Below are 15,191 nucleotides of genomic sequence, written 5' to 3'. Positions count from 1 at the left end.
TAAAACCTATATCAAATTCTTCCTATACTCGGCTTGTCTTGAAACCCAAACGAAAAGGCATCTAATCCGGGCTGCGATGCAGCCTCGGACAGATGCCTTCTCATCCTGCTAGGAGCGCTCGATAACAGGCTCGTTCGTTTCCTGGCTCAAGCGGACCAGCATATGAGCGAGCTTGTGGCGCTCATCGTCCTTGCCGACCTTCCACAGCTCCTGCAGCAGCTTCTCCTCGCTGTTGCGGGGCTCTTCGTGCTTGGCCAGGTAATCGGCGACTTTCTCGGCGGCTACAGCCAGCTGCTCTTCATCGAGGCCGATTCTCCTCGCTAGATCGATCCGGTTGCCCAAATAGCTTTTGAATTCGCCGAAGCTGGCGAGAATCTGTTCTTTTTTGCCCTCGTCCATCTTGCCGATCGTTTCCTTGACTTTGTCGTAGGCTTCCGCGCCGTTCTTGATATCCTGCTCTTGTGCCATAGTCATTTCATCCTCTCGGGGTAAAGGGTTTGTCCTGCTTGAGCCTTCATTACCCCGGGGATATTCGCCTTAAACGAAGGAATGGACCTCCCGCATGCCAGCGAAGGTCCATTCCGAGAAATTATTTATTGATGGAATCCGTTCCAGCTCGTCACATCGTCTACGGAAAGACGGACGGTCGGATGGCCCGGCTCGGCTGCCTTGCCGACGGCGATCAGCATGACGTTCGCATAACGCTCCGATACGCCGAACATCTCGCGGAACTGCTCCGTATTGTAGCCTGCCATCGGTACTGTATCCAGCCCTCTGGCGCGTGCGGCCAGCATCAGCTGCTGGGACACCAGGCCGCCGTCGATCAAGGCTCCATGCAGCAAGCGGTCACGGCTGAGACCACCGTAGAATTTGTTCATGTTGCCGATCAGCGTGTCGGCTGTTTCCTGGTTCATATAACCAGCCTCGACCGCCTTGGCATAGATGCGCGGCGCTTCCTTGTAGGACTCCAGATCGACAAGCACGGCGATGACGGCGGAGGACGCCACGACCTGCTCCTGGTTGAAGGCTACCGGAAGAAGCTTTTGCTTCAATTCCGGATCCGTAATGACGATGAAGCGCCATGGCTGCATGTTGCTGCCCGAAGGCGCCAGCACGGCTGCGGACAGCAGCTCCCGGATCTCCTCATCCGTCAGCTTATGGGAAGCGTCATACTTGCGGACGGAACGGCGTTCCTTGATGACCGTGTGAAAATCGATGACCGGCTGTTGGACCTTGCTTTGCTCAGAAATGGTGGACATTCTCTGCACTCTCCTCATCGTCAACTGTATCTCTATTGATTACAGTATAGTATCATCCTAGGATATCCGTGTCAACGGATAGGAATAAATGGTTTTGTCGTTAAAAAAGAGACAGGCGCGGATCGCTGATCCGTGCCTGTCCGCCTTGCATGCTGCACTTGCGTGCAGACGTTCAATTACGCATCCAGTCCATGTTCCTCGCGGATCTTGTACATGCCGGTGACAAGCGGATCCGCCGTATCCCTGTTGAGCAGATGGAGCGCGAGCAGATAATGGAACGGCAGGGCGACGACGTTGTTCCCGTCGGTGATGGACGGGAATCCGGCTTCGACAACCGGCCCATGCTCGGGATGGACATCGATATCGACATGAACCGACTCCGGAGCGAACTCCTCGCGGACCGTCTTGGCGATATGCGGGACGATGACCTGGTCGAACAGATACTTCGCTTCGTCTTCGTTTTGAGGCGGAGGCGGCACGAGCCTGCTGCGTTCTCCCCTTAGAATATCCACGAAGAAAGAAGATAACCATAAGGCCGGGTCTTCGTTTTTCTGGAAGTTCTGGACGAGCTCGTTCATGAAAAATCCGCATGTATACAAGTTGCCGTTAGGATCCGTCAGCCTGTACATGACGAGAGGTCCGTACATGGGGTGGCTGATGACCTGCCCGTCCACTTCGTATTCATCCTGGTAAAACGTTCTAAGCGCCGTCTCTCCATGCTGGTAGAGCGCCGATATCATGTTCATCAATTCGGTTTCGGTTAGTCCGGGCTGTCCTTCAGGAACTTCGGTTCCCGGAGTTGCCTGCTTGTCTTCGGTATCATTGTTTGTCGTCATGCACGCATCCTCCTATCATGCGTCCATCTTACCATTCCGCATAGGAAAGGGAAAGCCATAAAGCGATTTCAACAGAGGAATAAACTTCCTTTTTTCATGCTCTTGCCGCCGGATACTCGGAACGGATCCAGCTGTGATCCTTGCTGATCCCGTCGTCCGACACCAGCAGGTAGGCCGTCCCCGGCTTCGCGGCGCCGCCCTCGTCAAGGGTCGTGTCCAGGTGGAACCACGAATCTCCCAGCCTGACCAGATTCCATACATGCTTGGATCCCTTGGAGTCCCCGTATACGATCCGGCTTTCGAATCCAGCCGCCTCCAGCATCCGCTGAGTCATCAGAGCATAGCCCTGGCATACGGTGCTCCCGCCCTTCGCCAGGCCATCGTACGCCGAATGGCTGGATAGCGAATAATCATAGGCGAATCGGCCGATCACCCAGTCGTGGATCGCTTTCACCTGCTGCCTGTCCGTCATGCCCGGCTTCAGCAGCGAATCGACGGCTTCCTTCGCCGTTTTGCGGACATATTCGCTCTGCTCGGCTGTTTCCCAATACTCCATCTTGAACGTGATGGCAGCCTGGTTTCTGGTGCTCGTCCAGCTCCAGCTCATTTTCTTCAATACAAAGCGCATGTAGTCGTCCTTGCTTCCGATCCGCTTGAACAACTTGTCCAGCTGCTTGGCCAAGTCGGATGTGTCGCCTGCATAGTTGACCGTGACGGAAGTCCCGTACGACTGCTTCATGACGCCGTAGACGATGGATGCCGCTTCCTCGAAGGAATCGGCCGCGTAGGCGCCTCCTGCGACATAAACGGCGGCTGCAGCCGGAGGCTCCGCCGCCGACGCCTGCAGGGGAGCTGCGATCAAAGCGGCTGCCGCGGCTGCGGCGACGATCCTTCTGAGCCATCCTTCGAATCCTGAGGAAATAACCTTCATTCCGATAACCTCCGTTTGATCCCGCGGTCTCATCCATTATGTATCTATCGAACTATCAATATATCATTCTGTAGTTCGCAAGTAGCGGGTATTTGTTTACTAGATTATTCGGATCGAACCATTTCATAATTTATATATGACTATAGAAATAGTTCTTTAAGCCTATTATAAATTTTCCGCTTCTTCTATATGGGTCGTATAGAGACCGGATTCAAGGTACTGCCGTCTGGGCATGTTCCGAAGAGCCTCGCCTGCAGCCTGATTCTAAATCCGCGGCAGGGGTTACTTAATGGCATGAGGCAAACACAACACTGAAAGAAGAAAAGGGAGGAAATCATCATGACATGGTTATGGGCATTGATTGTAGGAGGCATTATCGGCTGGCTGGCGGGCATGCTCGTAGGCCGCGACGTTCCGGGCGGCATCATCGGGAACATCATTGCGGGGTTTGTCGGCGCATGGCTCGGTTCCATGCTGATCGGCGAGTGGGGTCCTGTCGTCGGAGGTTTCTACTTCATTCCGGCTTTGATCGGAGCTATCGTGCTGGTCGCGATCGTCAGCCTTATTCTCGGAAGCATGCGCAGAGCTTCTTAATTGGAAGCCGTACAACGCCTATGAAATATAGCGCATAAAAAAACCGCCCGGCTCGGGCGGTTTTTTTATGCGCTATTGGCAGAGCGGAGCAAGAGAAGGTATCCTTGTCTTATTCTTGTTAGGGAGGTTGGATCGTCATTATGATATCAGGTCTCTATGAAGCCCATCTGCCGGTCAGCAGCCTGGAGAAATCCATGGAATTCTACAGCCGGCTCGGACTGAAGCTTGCCTGGCGAGACGAGGATACCGCCTTTTTCTGGCTTCAGGAAGGCGTCAGCTGGCTAGGACTTTGGGAAGGCAAGGAAGCCGGCACCCCCTACCATCCTTCCCTGCGGCATGTCGCGTTCCGGGTCGGCTACGAGCATCTTCGGCATGCCGAGAAATGGCTCCGTGAACGGGGCATCCAGCCGGTGCCGTTCGGCGGGAGGTCGTCCACGGCTCCGTTCGTGCGCCCTCATCAGGGCAATGCCTCGGTTTATTTCAACGATCCGGACGGCAACAGCCTGGAGTTCATGTGCGCCGTGGAAGTACCCGAAACAATGAGGCATATAACGGATAAGCTCTCGCTGGAGCAGTGGGACGAGCTGTCACGCTAGCTGTTCGCTGATTGCGTCGATTCGCTCAGCTTCCTACCGCCTATGCAGACGCTGGCTCATTGTCAGTGTCTTCTTTTAGGCTTGTTCCCTTTTTCAGCTCCACTCGCCTGTTACGAGCCCGCGCGCCGCAGTCAGCAGCGCGCTTTTTTGGGCTTCTGCCTGAGCCTCGGTCAGTTCCCCGGAGGAGAGCTGGCGCTCCAGTTCCGCTTCCCATGGCCGATAGACGCCGCGGATGACGGCGTCCTCCGCGCTGCTGGACAAGCTGGCCGCTTCGGCCGGCGTCTCTCCGTTCCTCAGCCGCTCCACGAGCTGGTCTACAGGCAGTCCCGCCGCTTGCGCGGCCGCAGCCGCCCACCCTATGCGGCTTGCGTCGATCCGGTCGGACTGCGTCTTCTCCAGAGCGGCTGCCGATGCATGCGCGCGGGAAGGGACGGACATCGCGCTGCTCATCGACAGCATCAGCAGAAGAGCGCTGGCTGCGATCAGCCGGGCTTGCCTGGATTTGCGGTCACTCCTTGAAGTCCTCGCCGCATCGTTGACAGCCGGGAGATCAAGTCCTTGTTTTTGGTCCACGTTCATACCGCCTTTCGCCGGCGTCCGGATGCCCGGACAAGCCGCTTGTATGCTTAATTGTAACGGGCCTAGGTTAAGCCCGGTTTAAGCGACTCTTAAGAAAGCATTAAATTTCGCCGGCATCGGCATCGCTCGTCGAGAACGACAAGGCATTGAATTCAGTTTATTCTTTGGCATTCGGAAATATAACTCAAGAAAGAAAATAGTATGCTCACGGACCCGTTTGATTTGGATTTATTGTACGTTTATTTCAATCCCCTCCCTTTCGGCATGAATTCATTTTTTTGAAAAGTCCGTTTATTTTATTGATGATTCCATTTTAAGCTGATGTCATCCAGCATCCTTCCTATGCAACGGAATTAAAAAAGCCGTTTGGCGACAGCCGCTCTCAAGCGGCGCCGCCAAACGGCTTGTATGCATTCTGTTTGAAACCCTATTCCTCGTAAATTTTCGTCAGCATCGCGCCAAGCTCCTGCAGCGCCTGCTCTTCCTGCTCACCTTCGGTCTCAACCGTGATCTCGTCGCCTGCGGCGATTCCGAGCGTCAAAAGACCGAGAGAGCTTTTGCCGTTGGCTTTCTTGCTGCCCTTATGCAGCGTCACCTTGCAAGGAAAAGAGCTTGCCTTTTCCACGAACAGCTTGGACGGACGGGCATGGAAGCCCTGCGGATGAATGACGGTGAAAGTTCCGGTTGCCATGATTATGCTTCACTCCTTAGTTGTTGATTGACAAAATCGAGTACTTCCTGCTGCGAGTCCATGCCGAGAGCTTCTTCGGCCAGCACGGCCCAGTCCTGCTGCGACAGGCGCGACACCAGCTCGCGCGCCGGCAGCACCGAGGATGCGCTCATGCTGAATTCATGCAAGCCCATGCCGAGCAGCAGCGGGATCGCCGCCGAATCGCCAGCCATCTCGCCGCACATGCCGGCCCATTTGCCGTGCTTTTTCGCAGCTTGAATGACCATGTTCACCAGCCTCAGGATGGATGGATGATGCGGCTGGTACAGATACGCGACCGATTCGTTCATGCGGTCTGCCGCCATCGTGTACTGGATGAGATCGTTCGTGCCGATGCTGAAAAAATCCACTTCTTTCACAAGCGCTTCGGCATTCAGCGCCGCTGCCGGAATCTCGATCATGATTCCGACCTCGAGCGAATTGGATACCGGCACGCCCTCGGATTCCAGAGAGGCCCGCTCCTCCGCCAGGATGCGCTTCGCTTCGCGAAGCTCGCTGACGACAGCGATCATCGGGAACATGATCGCCAGCTTTCCATGGGCGCTCGCCCGCAGCAACGCGCGGAGCTGGGCGCGGAACAGATCCTGCCGCTCCAGGCAGAGCCGGACGGCGCGGAGGCCGAGGAACGGATTCGCTTCCTTAGGCAGCGTCAAGTAAGGAAGCTCCTTGTCTCCGCCGATGTCGAGCGTGCGGATGACGACGCGCTTGCCGTTCATTTTCTCCAGCACATGCTTGTAGACGGTGAACTGCTCTTCCTCTGACGGGAACGTCGAACGGCCCATATAAAGGAACTCCGTCCGGAACAATCCGATGCCGTCCGAGCCATTCGCCAGCACCTTCTCCAGATCCTCGACGCCGCCGATGTTGCTGGCCAGCTCCACCTCATGGCCGTCGGACGTGACGGAAGGACGGTTCACGAACTGCTGCATGCGCAGCTTGTAGTCCTCGTATTCCCGCTTGCGGGCTTGATAGTCCTGAAGCTGGGAATCGGAAGGATCGACGATCACCTCGCCTCCAACCGCATCCAGAATGACGATGCTGCCGGACTCGATACGCGCCGCGGCGGCTCCCGCGCCTACGACGGCGGGAAGCTCCAGGGAACGGGCCATGATTGCGGAATGGGAAGTGCGGCTGCCGATCTCCGTCACGAAGCCGCGCACGTAATCGAGATCGAGCTGAGCGGTATCGGACGGCGTAAGATCGTTCGCGATGAGGATCGTCTCCTCGTCCAGCTCCGACAGCGCGCTGTGCTCGCGGCCTTCCAGCTTGCTGATGACCCGCCCGGCAACGTCCTTCACGTCCGCGGCGCGTTCCCTCAGCAGCTCGTTGTCCATGGATCGGAGCACGTCGATGATGGACGAGGACACTTCATGCAGCGCATAAGCGGCATCCACTCCATCGCTGTCGATCATGTCCATCGCGGCGTCGATCAGATCGGGATCGTCGAGCAGGAACAGATGCGCTTCGAATATTTCCGCCTTCTGCGCGCCCAGCTTCTCCAGCGTCCGCTCCCGAATGCGGTCGATATCGACCCGGGCCGCCTCGACGGCCTCCTTCAGCCGCTGCTTCTCCGCTCCGGCATCCTCTGCGGGCTTGCGCGAAGGAACCGTCTCCGACTGCTGAAGGCGGTATGCCTTCGCGATCGCGATTCCGGGCGATGCGGCTACTCCAGTAATCAGTTGGCTCATTCTGAACTCCTTCTTTCTCTATCGCACTCGTTGTCTCTGTCTGTTTTATACCCGGTTGAACTTCTCGATGACGCTCACAGCGAGCGGATGGCCGGACTCCACTCCGCTCACTTCGCTGAAGGCTGCGGCAGCCCCGTTCGCAGCAATCATTTCCTGCAGCCTGGCTGCTTGGGGATCCTCGGCGTAGTCGAACTTCAAGGCCAGCGCCATCACCTCGGCCAAGGAGTCCGCATGTCCGCCCTGCTCCAGGGCACGAAGCGCCGGCCGGATCAGCCGGTCGTCCGGAGACAGCTTGCGGATCGGAGAGCGGCCGACGCGCACGACCTCGTCGGTGAGATACGGATTGCGGAAGCGGTCGAGGATCGTATCGATGTAGACCTTATGCTCGCCCTCGTCGAATCCGTAAGCCTTCACGAGCATCGCGCCCGTCTCCGCCAGCGCCCCCGAGACAAGCTTCACGATCTCCTCGTCCTGCATCGACTGCTGGATCGTTTCGTAACCTTTGCGGTATCCCGCATAGGCAGCGCTGCAATGGCCGGTGTTTACGGTGAAGAGCTTGCGCTCGATGTAAGGCACGAGATCGTCCACATAATGCACGCCGCTGATTTCCTGCGATCCGGGCAGCATCTGCGAGCGGTTGACGACCCATTCGTAAAATGGCTCCACGGTAACGGCAAGAGGATCCTCATGATGCTGGATCGGCACGATCCGATCGACGGCCGAATCGGGGAACGCTGCCGCCGCTGCCGCACGACTGGCATCCTCAGGCCCGAGCAGGGCGTAGACATGCTCTTTGAGCTGCGTGCTGGCGCCGATTGCATTCTCGCAGGCGATAACATGCAGCGGAGAAGCGCCGCGCTCCATGCGCAGCTTCAACCCATCCGCGATGCCGGGAGCGATATGCTTCAGGATCGGCACTCCGACCGCTGTCGTGACCAGATCCGCCGAGGCGACCGCTTCCGCCACGGCAGCGGCGTCGCGGCCGTCGATAGCCGACACTCCGGTCACCTCTATTGCTTCTCCGCCTTCATCCGCAAGCGTCACCGTATAGGAGCCGCGCTCCCGCAGCGCGTTGACGAGCGTTTCGTTCACATCGGAGAAGACGACGTCATAGCCGGAACGCGACAGCAGCAGCCCGATAAAGCCTCGACCGATATTTCCAGCGCCGAAATGGAGAGCCTTCATTCTTCCATCCCGCTTTCGAAGATCGAGATGATTTCCTCGGCCGATCCCGCTGTACGGATCTTCTCCATGTTGTCCTCGTCGGAGCAGACCATCGCGACGCTCGTCAGAATATCCATATGCTCGCCGTTCTGAGCGGCGATGCCGACGATCAGCACGGCAGGCTCATCGCCGCCGAAGTCGACGCCGCCCGGAACCTGCAGCACGGCAAGGCCGGTCGATCTGATCATCGCTTTGGCTTCGTTCGTGCCATGGGGAATGGCCAGTCCGCTGCCCATATAGGTGGAGAGCGCGTTTTCGCGCTCGATCATTTTCTCGATATAGCCCTGGTCGGCATGTCCGGCGTCGACCAGCATCTGGCCCGCCATGCGGATCGCTTCGAATTTGTCGGCCACCTGTACGTTCAATTTGATTTTGTCTGCCGATAAAATGCTCATCTTGCTCACTCGCTTTCCAGTTTTGTTTTGAGATATCCGCGGAGATGGGAGGCGATCAGCTCCCTGATCCTGCCCTCCCGGCCCTCCGCGAGAGCCTGAATCATTTCGTCGTCCAGCAGCGTGACGCTGACCTCGCTGAGCACTTCGAGGCTTTCGCGCGACAGCTGGCGGGGTGCCAGCATGAGCAGGAAGCGGGCAAGCCGCAGCCCTTCCGCACCGTCCAGCCGCAATGCCGATTCCATCTCGAACAATAACAGAGAAGGCTTAAGCACGGCGTCGGTGCGGGTGTGGAAGAGGGCCAGCTCCGTGCCCGGTATGAGCTGCGTCCCGTTTTCCTCGCGGCGGAGCAGCAGATCGACGACTGCATGGACATCCTTCACAGTGTCCCCGAGCGCCGCATGTCCGCATGCGGCGCTCAGCCACTTTTCCAGGCTGGGCCGTCCGTCTACGGAGAGCTGCAGCACCTTGAATGCGTTCAACAGTTCGATGCTCTGCTTGGTAGCCGCCCCAAGCTGCTCAAGTCCCGTAAGAACGGCGGCTTCGGACAGCTTGACAGCATCATTCGAAATGGTGCCGGCTGCCGGCGATTCCCATTCCTTGATCAGCTCCGCCGCGGCAACAGCCGTATCGCCGGCCGGCTTCGGCCGGAGGCCTTCCCCCTGCCAGCTCTTGCTCTGGATGAACTCTCGGAGGCGATCCGCCTCCGGCGGGGTGAGAAGCGGGCTCAGCTTCAAATAATGGTCATCGGGCAGCGGCAAGTCCACCGTGCTGATGATGAGGTCATAATCCGACCGCGGTATGCGCGCCGCCTCATACCAGGATGCCTGGTCCACGATCTGCAGCTGCGGGAACTCCTTGCGCAGGCGGACGGCAATCATTTTGGAAGAGCCGATCCCGCTCGTACATACGACGATTGCCCGCATGACTTGGCTTACTTGCCTGAGACGCTCCCTGGACGCCCCGAAATGCATGACGAGAAATGCGATCTCCTCATCGGGAACCGTGAATCCGGGCAGGGCGGAATCAGCTGCCTGACGAACCTGCCGATACAGCTCCGGATATTCCTTGCGTATTGCCTCCAGCAACGGATTGCGGATCCGCTGGCCTGCCCCCAGCCTCTCCAGAGCCGCCTTCAGATGGGCAAACAGCCCGTCGCGCAGCGAGCGGTCCGCCGAATAATCGGTCCCGTCCAACTCGCTCATGCGGCGGATGAACGACCGAACCTTGCCGGCCAGCTCCAGGTCATCCGCAGCCAGCGAGCCGGAAGAATGCGAGGCCGCACGGCGCAGCAGCTCCGCTGCATAAGCGGCTTCCGCCCCGGAATATCCGATTCCGAGAGCTTCCCCCAGCATGCGGCACAGGATAACGGCCGAACCGGACTCGCTTCCGCCGGGTTCGCCGGCTGCATGTCCGGCGGCTGCGCTTTTGCGCGCATATGCGAGCCGGTCAATGTCCCCTTCGCTGACGGTCATCCCCGCTTGTATTCTTACCGCTCCGATCGACAGCCGAACAAGCAGATCGGTATAGGACTCTTCGCTCAGCGTTTCCCGCTGGCTGCTTTCTTCCCATTTCCAGAGCGCCTCTTCCACAAGCCCGATCCGATCCGCACCCGCCATGCCCGCGATCATCGCGTCTACCGGGTGGATCGGCTGATCGTCGCTGCCGGCAATAAGCCGCAAGTCATCCAGGCGCAAGCGGACGACCGCTCTCACCGCTTCCCGCAGCAGAGGTTCGGAACCGGTGATTTCAACCCCGTATCCCCGTCTGCGGATGAGCAGCAGACCTTGCTTCCCCGTCCATTCGGACAGGTCGTCCAGATCAGCTCCTACGGTCGGAACGGTCACCTTCATCTCCGAAGCCAGCGAGAACAGCTTCACCGGCTCCTTGGACGCAAGCAGGCGGCAGAGCAGGTATACCTGGCGTTCATCGGAGGAGTACTCCGCCTCCTCGGGAATGAGCACTTGAGCCCGGAGAGCTTCAAGGCGCTCCGGATCTCCCTCGACGCTGAGCCCCGATCCGGCTTTGCGGCGAAGCATGATTCCGCTGCGATGCAGGAAGCTCTCGACCGCGTCCAATTCCCTGTGCACCGTCCGGGCGCTGACGCGGATCGTACGAGCAATTTCCGCCACGGTGATCTCGTACGGGGGACGAAGGAGCGAATCAAGAATCTGGCGCATCCGATACGTTAGCTCCATGAGCCTGCTCCCCCCCCGTACGGCCGCAAAAAGGCGGTTGGATGCCGGCAATCTGCCCGCATCCACTCGCCTCAAGCCTATTATTCGTTCGTCAGTCGTTTGACAAGCTCGTCATATTCCGGACTTTTCAAGAAATTGTCGATGGAAATATGCTCCGCCTTCGGCGCTACGCCGCGAGCGCGGTCGGTAAGCGTTTTGTGCGTAATGACGATGTCCGCATCCGACGGGATGTCGCTGATCGCCGTATTCGTGACTTCAATAGGCGAGCCTGCAGCCTTCATCTTCTTGCGGAGGATGGATGCGCCCATCGCGCTGGATCCCATGCCTGCATCGCAGGAGAAGACGATTTTATGCACTTCATCCTTGTCTTTCAGACCGGCGGACATTCCTGCAGTCGCTTCGCGTGCGCTTTCGGATGCCGCAGCTGCGGCCGATGCCGGAGTGCCGCCAGCCTTCATGTCTTTCATGCGCTGGTTTGCAGCTTCCAGATCGTCTTCGTCTTCGACTGCCTTCTTGCTCGTCTTGAGCAGCAGCGCGGCAATGAGGAAGGATACGACCGCAGCCGTTACCACACCGCTGAGAACCGGGAGAATCTCGCCGCGCGGCGCCATCGCCAGGTAAGCGATGATGCTGCCGGGGGACGGAGGTCCGACGAGGCCTGCGCTGAACAGGGAGAACGTGAACGTGCCGGTCACGCCGCCTGCGATGGCAGCCAGGATCAGGCGAGGGTTCATCAGGATGTACGGGAAGTAGATCTCATGAATCCCGCCGAAGAAATGGATGATCGCTGCGCCAGGAGCGGACTGGCGGGCAGCTCCGCGGCCGACGAACATGTAGGCCAGCAGGATGCCGAGGCCCGGACCCGGGTTGGACTCGAGCATGAACAGGATCGACTTGCCCGCTTCCTTGGCCTGCTCGACCGCGATCGGGTTCAGGACACCGTGATTGATCGCGTTGTTCAGGAACAGGATCTTCGCCGGCTCGATCAGGATGTTGACCAGCGGAATAAGATGGTGGGCGACCAGCCAATCCACGCCCGTGGAGAGGATGTTCGTCAGCCCTTCGATGATGCGTCCGATGAGCGCGTAAGCGACCAGGACGAGTCCGCCGCCGATGATGCCGAGCGAGAAGTTGTTGACGAGCATCTCGAAGCCGGGGCGAATTTTTCCATCGACAGCCTGGTCAAACTTCTTCAGCACCCATGCCGCGCCGGGACCTACGACCATCGCCCCGAGGAACATCGGAATGTCGGTGCCGACGATGACGCCCATGGTGACGAGTGCTCCGATGACGCCGCCGCGCTGCTTGTGGATCATCGAACCGCCGGTATAACCGATCAGCAGAGGAAGCAGATAGGTGATCATCGGGCCGACGAGCTTGGCGAGATATTCGTTCGGGAACCAGCCTGTCGGTATGAACAAGGCCGTGATCAATCCCCAAGCGATGAACGCTCCGATATTCGGCATGACCATGCCGCTAAGGAAGCGTCCGAATTTTTGAACTCCTACCCGGGCACCGCCGGATGAGGAGGATGGAGTGGTTTTAGCCACGAGGTGTACCTCCCTATGGTTATCTTCTGTCGAACAGCAAGATGTCATGAGCCGTTCGTCCTGTATTCATCCTATCCCACAACCTCCTCGCCAACAACAAAATGAAAACGCTATATTGTCAGGAAGCCTGATGACAATACTTTATTAAACATCCGGAATAGATCTGAATATTCCAGCGATTTCGGGACATTGCGGCGGCATCGCGATGCGGATGGTATACTGTTGGGACAGGAACCGAAGGATTCATTCTTACATTGTTTGTATAGGGAGGAAGAACTATGCCCCTTGACCACGGCATGATCCAAAAAACGATTCAGCGGCACGGAGCGCGCTGGAAGGAGATTTCTTTGCGCATCGCCAAAAACCCCGAGCTCGGCCATGAGGAGTTCCTGGCCTCTTCCCTGCTTGCCGACGAGCTCGAGCAGCAAGGCTTCGCCGTCGAGCGCGGCACGCTCGGCATGAAGACAGCCTTTGTCGCCTCGTACGATTCCGGCAAGCCAGGGCCTGTCGCCGCTTTTCTGTGCGAATATGACGCTCTTCCTGACATCGGCCATGCCTGCGGCCATCATATCATCGGCGTCATGGGCGTTGCGGCTGCTGTAGCCTTGAAGTCGTCCATCGGCGAGACCGGCGGAAGCATCCGCGTTTTCGGCACTCCGGCCGAAGAAACAAGCGGCGGCAAAGTGCCCATGAGCGAAGCGGGCCTTTTCGACGACTGCGGCTTTGCGCTCATGGCGCATCCCTACCACTCCCACGAGCGATCCGGAGCTTCGCTTGCACTCGATGCGGTCCGCTTCGAGTATCACGGACGGACGGCCCATGCGGCGGCGAGCCCGCATCTGGGCATCAACGCCCTCGATGCCGTTCTGATGCTGTTCGGCTCCAGCAACGCCATGCGCCAGCAGACCCGCAGCGACGGACGCATTCACGGCATCATCGACCATGGCGGCCAGGCGCCGAACATCATCCCCGGTTATGCTTCCGCCAAGTTCTATGTCCGCTCTGGCGACCGGGCTTATACGGATGAGCTGACGGCAAGGCTCACCGCCTGCGCGGAAGGCGCAGCGCTCCAGACCGGCTGCAAGCTCGAAGTCTCGCGGTTCGAGTTCAGCTATGACGAGCTCCGGACGAACGAGGCCTTGTCTGCCGTCTACACCTCGAACCTGATCGCGTCCGGCATTACGGAGGAAGAAATCATATCGGGAAGCGACCACGGATCGCTTGATCTCGGCAACGTCTCTCTCCGCTGTCCGGCCATCCATCCCTATCTGAAGGTCGTGAACGAGAAACTGGGCCTGCATACGGCGGAGTTCCGGGATGCCGCCATGAAGGAAGAGGCGCTGGAAGCGATGCTGCAAGGCGCCGGCCTGCTCGCCTCCACCGCCTTGGACGTATTGGCGGATCCGGAGCTGTACCGGCGGATCCGGGAGGAGTTCGAGCGCGGGAAGTAAACCGGCTTGGACGTGCAAGGGAGGCGCCTTGGCCGTTGTCACAGGTGCCTGGCTGTTGTGTCAGTGACTGCCTGGCGGCAGTCCCTTGGTGCTTGATTGCCCTCGGCACCCCCGCTGCGCGGCGGTCGGTGCTTAGGCGCTTTGATGGTGCTCCGGCACTACAGCCTTGCTGTGGTCGGCGCAATTGGCGCTTGATGGTGCTCCAACTCTTTGTTTGTGTTCGCAACACCCTGGCTGTTGTTGTAGCGGTGCTCTTGGCGCTTTTATGTTGCTCCCGGCATTTATTGGTCAATGCTTTTGGCGCTTGATGGTGCGTAAGCACTACCGCCGTGCTTTGGTCGGTGCTCTTGGGGCTTGAAGGCGCTCCCGGTATCCCTTATGTTCTGCGGTCGTGCTTGTTCGCGCCCTTGTAGCTTTCAACCTCGTGCATGCTGTCATGTCTACGGCCACAACATCTCTTCCCACTAACAAGCTTAACCGTTTTCTCCGTTTTTCTAGGCTTCTGCGCCTTGTTCACAACGGAACGCCAACGTATCGGACATAGGATCCGTTATTTTGAAAGTAGAGGCGGTTACTGGAGATTATCGGACATACGATCCGTTATTTTGAAAGTAGAGGCGGTTACTGGAGATTATCGGACATACGATCCGTTATTTAGCCAAAAACCGCCTCATTATGGTGTTTTTTCTGAAAATAGCGGAACTCATGTCCGTTAAAATTTCTTGAATGCCCAAAAAACAGGGAATAGCGGATCGTATGTCCGATAATGTTTCTTTTCCACTTCGAACACCGTTCCAACTCCACGTCCGATGGCGTTACGGTTCCAATTTTGATAGCGTTCCGTCTTCCACGCCCATGTACCGATCGGATTTCATACCATTAGCTTCAATTACCTTCCTGCTCCGATTCTCTTCTGTTTCCGTGCACGCAACACTTCAAATCCACACTTAATTCTGTTCCCTTCCCACATCACACAGCAGTCCAAGTCCCTTCCGGTACCGTTCCGATGCTGCAGCTCTAATTCCGAGTCCGACTCCCGTTCCCTACCACCTCCCGCTGCAATCTAAGTCCACTCCCGGTAACATCTGTCGGTTGTGAAGCGGAACAGGAACAGAATGGAGTTGCGTTAGAATTGTAGAATTGGACAGCACTCACTCTTATCC

14 protein-coding genes are annotated in these 15,191 nt (G+C 57.9%); 3 read left to right on the top strand and 11 right to left on the bottom strand.

Annotated elements, in window-relative coordinates:
• Positions 1 to 108 precede the first annotated feature (108 nt).
• The 4 genes from AC06G8_RS07835 to AC06G8_RS07820 all read right to left on the bottom strand — a co-directional run bounded on the left by AC06G8_RS07835 (position 109) and on the right by AC06G8_RS07820 (position 3,026).
• Entirely contained in the window at positions 109 to 468 is a 360-nt protein-coding gene (locus AC06G8_RS07835; RefSeq protein WP_447662093.1) for a DUF3243 domain-containing protein, read from the bottom strand.
• Positions 469 to 593: 125 nt separating this feature from the next.
• Positions 594 to 1,259: a nitroreductase family protein gene (locus AC06G8_RS07830; RefSeq protein WP_480284939.1), complete on the bottom strand. Its 666-nt coding sequence runs from the start codon at positions 1,257 to 1,259 to the stop codon at positions 594 to 596.
• 176 nt (positions 1,260 to 1,435) lie between these two features.
• Positions 1,436 to 2,095: a hypothetical protein gene (locus AC06G8_RS07825; protein ID WP_447662095.1), complete on the bottom strand. Its 660-nt coding sequence runs from the start codon at positions 2,093 to 2,095 to the stop codon at positions 1,436 to 1,438.
• A gap of 94 nt (positions 2,096 to 2,189) precedes the next feature.
• The gene (locus AC06G8_RS07820) at positions 2,190 to 3,026 is read right to left on the bottom strand and encodes a transglutaminase domain-containing protein (RefSeq protein ID WP_480284938.1); all 837 of its coding nucleotides are present in this window, start codon (positions 3,024 to 3,026) and stop codon (positions 2,190 to 2,192) included.
• 339 nt (positions 3,027 to 3,365) lie between these two features.
• Here AC06G8_RS07820 and AC06G8_RS07815 point away from each other — a divergent pair, with 339 nt between their 5' ends.
• Both AC06G8_RS07815 and AC06G8_RS07810 read left to right on the top strand, forming a co-directional pair.
• Positions 3,366 to 3,620 carry a GlsB/YeaQ/YmgE family stress response membrane protein gene (locus tag AC06G8_RS07815; protein ID WP_076358280.1) on the top strand — a complete coding sequence of 85 codons (255 nt, stop codon included), beginning with the start codon at positions 3,366 to 3,368 and terminating at the stop codon, positions 3,618 to 3,620.
• 140 nt (positions 3,621 to 3,760) lie between these two features.
• Entirely contained in the window at positions 3,761 to 4,216 is a 456-nt protein-coding gene (locus AC06G8_RS07810; RefSeq protein ID WP_480284937.1) for a VOC family protein, read from the top strand.
• Between the two features lie 93 nt (positions 4,217 to 4,309).
• Here the strand turns inward: AC06G8_RS07810 and AC06G8_RS07805 are convergent, their stop codons facing one another.
• From AC06G8_RS07805 to AC06G8_RS07775, 7 genes are all read right to left on the bottom strand, one after another.
• Positions 4,310 to 4,789: a hypothetical protein gene (locus AC06G8_RS07805; protein ID WP_480284936.1), complete on the bottom strand. Its 480-nt coding sequence runs from the start codon at positions 4,787 to 4,789 to the stop codon at positions 4,310 to 4,312.
• 433 nt (positions 4,790 to 5,222) lie between these two features.
• A complete protein-coding gene (locus tag AC06G8_RS07800) occupies positions 5,223 to 5,486 on the bottom strand; it encodes an HPr family phosphocarrier protein (RefSeq protein ID WP_021877772.1) in 264 nt (87 codons plus the stop codon).
• 2 nt (positions 5,487 to 5,488) lie between these two features.
• Positions 5,489 to 7,213 (bottom strand): phosphoenolpyruvate--protein phosphotransferase, encoded by a 1,725-nt coding sequence (gene ptsP / locus AC06G8_RS07795; RefSeq protein WP_447662099.1) that lies wholly within the window; start codon positions 7,211 to 7,213, stop codon positions 5,489 to 5,491.
• Between the two features lie 45 nt (positions 7,214 to 7,258).
• Positions 7,259 to 8,398, bottom strand: a complete 1,140-nt coding sequence (locus tag AC06G8_RS07790) for a mannitol-1-phosphate 5-dehydrogenase (RefSeq protein ID WP_480284935.1) — start codon at positions 8,396 to 8,398, stop codon at positions 7,259 to 7,261.
• Positions 8,395 to 8,832: a PTS mannitol transporter subunit IIA gene (locus AC06G8_RS07785; protein ID WP_447662101.1), complete on the bottom strand. Its 438-nt coding sequence runs from the start codon at positions 8,830 to 8,832 to the stop codon at positions 8,395 to 8,397. The genes AC06G8_RS07790 and AC06G8_RS07785 overlap by 4 nt, the downstream gene beginning before the upstream one ends.
• 5 nt (positions 8,833 to 8,837) lie before the next feature.
• Positions 8,838 to 11,027: a BglG family transcription antiterminator gene (locus AC06G8_RS07780; RefSeq protein WP_480284934.1), complete on the bottom strand. Its 2,190-nt coding sequence runs from the start codon at positions 11,025 to 11,027 to the stop codon at positions 8,838 to 8,840.
• A gap of 80 nt (positions 11,028 to 11,107) precedes the next feature.
• Complete coding sequence (locus AC06G8_RS07775; protein ID WP_480284933.1) at positions 11,108 to 12,577, bottom strand: PTS mannitol transporter subunit IIBC; 1,470 nt, start codon at positions 12,575 to 12,577, stop codon at positions 11,108 to 11,110.
• A 278-nt stretch (positions 12,578 to 12,855) separates the two neighbouring features.
• On the opposite strand from AC06G8_RS07775, the gene AC06G8_RS07770 reads away from it, so the two are divergent.
• Entirely contained in the window at positions 12,856 to 14,028 is a 1,173-nt protein-coding gene (locus tag AC06G8_RS07770; RefSeq protein ID WP_480284932.1) for a M20 family metallopeptidase, read from the top strand.
• Positions 14,029 to 15,191: the final 1,163 nt, after the last annotated feature.

The sequence above is a fragment of the Paenibacillus sp. SJS-P3 genome (genome assembly GCF_056711585.1).
This window is presented reverse-complemented; position numbering and strand designations above follow the sequence as displayed.

Excerpts from the sequence above, each read along its gene's own strand:
- AC06G8_RS07835 (WP_447662093.1), bottom strand. The coding sequence starts at position 468 with ATGGCACAAGAGCAGGATATCAAGAACGGCGCGGAAGCCTACGACAAA.
- AC06G8_RS07830 (WP_480284939.1), bottom strand. The coding sequence starts at position 1,259 with ATGTCCACCATTTCTGAGCAAAGCAAGGTCCAACAGCCGGTCATCGAT.
- AC06G8_RS07825 (WP_447662095.1), bottom strand. The coding sequence starts at position 2,095 with ATGACGACAAACAATGATACCGAAGACAAGCAGGCAACTCCGGGAACC.
- AC06G8_RS07820 (WP_480284938.1), bottom strand. The coding sequence starts at position 3,026 with ATGAAGGTTATTTCCTCAGGATTCGAAGGATGGCTCAGAAGGATCGTC.
- AC06G8_RS07815 (WP_076358280.1), top strand. The coding sequence starts at position 3,366 with ATGACATGGTTATGGGCATTGATTGTAGGAGGCATTATCGGCTGGCTG.
- AC06G8_RS07810 (WP_480284937.1), top strand. The coding sequence starts at position 3,761 with ATGATATCAGGTCTCTATGAAGCCCATCTGCCGGTCAGCAGCCTGGAG.
- AC06G8_RS07800 (WP_021877772.1), bottom strand. The coding sequence starts at position 5,486 with ATGGCAACCGGAACTTTCACCGTCATTCATCCGCAGGGCTTCCATGCC.
- ptsP (WP_447662099.1), bottom strand. The coding sequence starts at position 7,213 with ATGAGCCAACTGATTACTGGAGTAGCCGCATCGCCCGGAATCGCGATC.
- AC06G8_RS07790 (WP_480284935.1), bottom strand. The coding sequence starts at position 8,398 with ATGAAGGCTCTCCATTTCGGCGCTGGAAATATCGGTCGAGGCTTTATC.
- AC06G8_RS07785 (WP_447662101.1), bottom strand. The coding sequence starts at position 8,832 with ATGAGCATTTTATCGGCAGACAAAATCAAATTGAACGTACAGGTGGCC.
- AC06G8_RS07780 (WP_480284934.1), bottom strand. The coding sequence starts at position 11,027 with ATGGAGCTAACGTATCGGATGCGCCAGATTCTTGATTCGCTCCTTCGT.
- AC06G8_RS07770 (WP_480284932.1), top strand. The coding sequence starts at position 12,856 with ATGCCCCTTGACCACGGCATGATCCAAAAAACGATTCAGCGGCACGGA.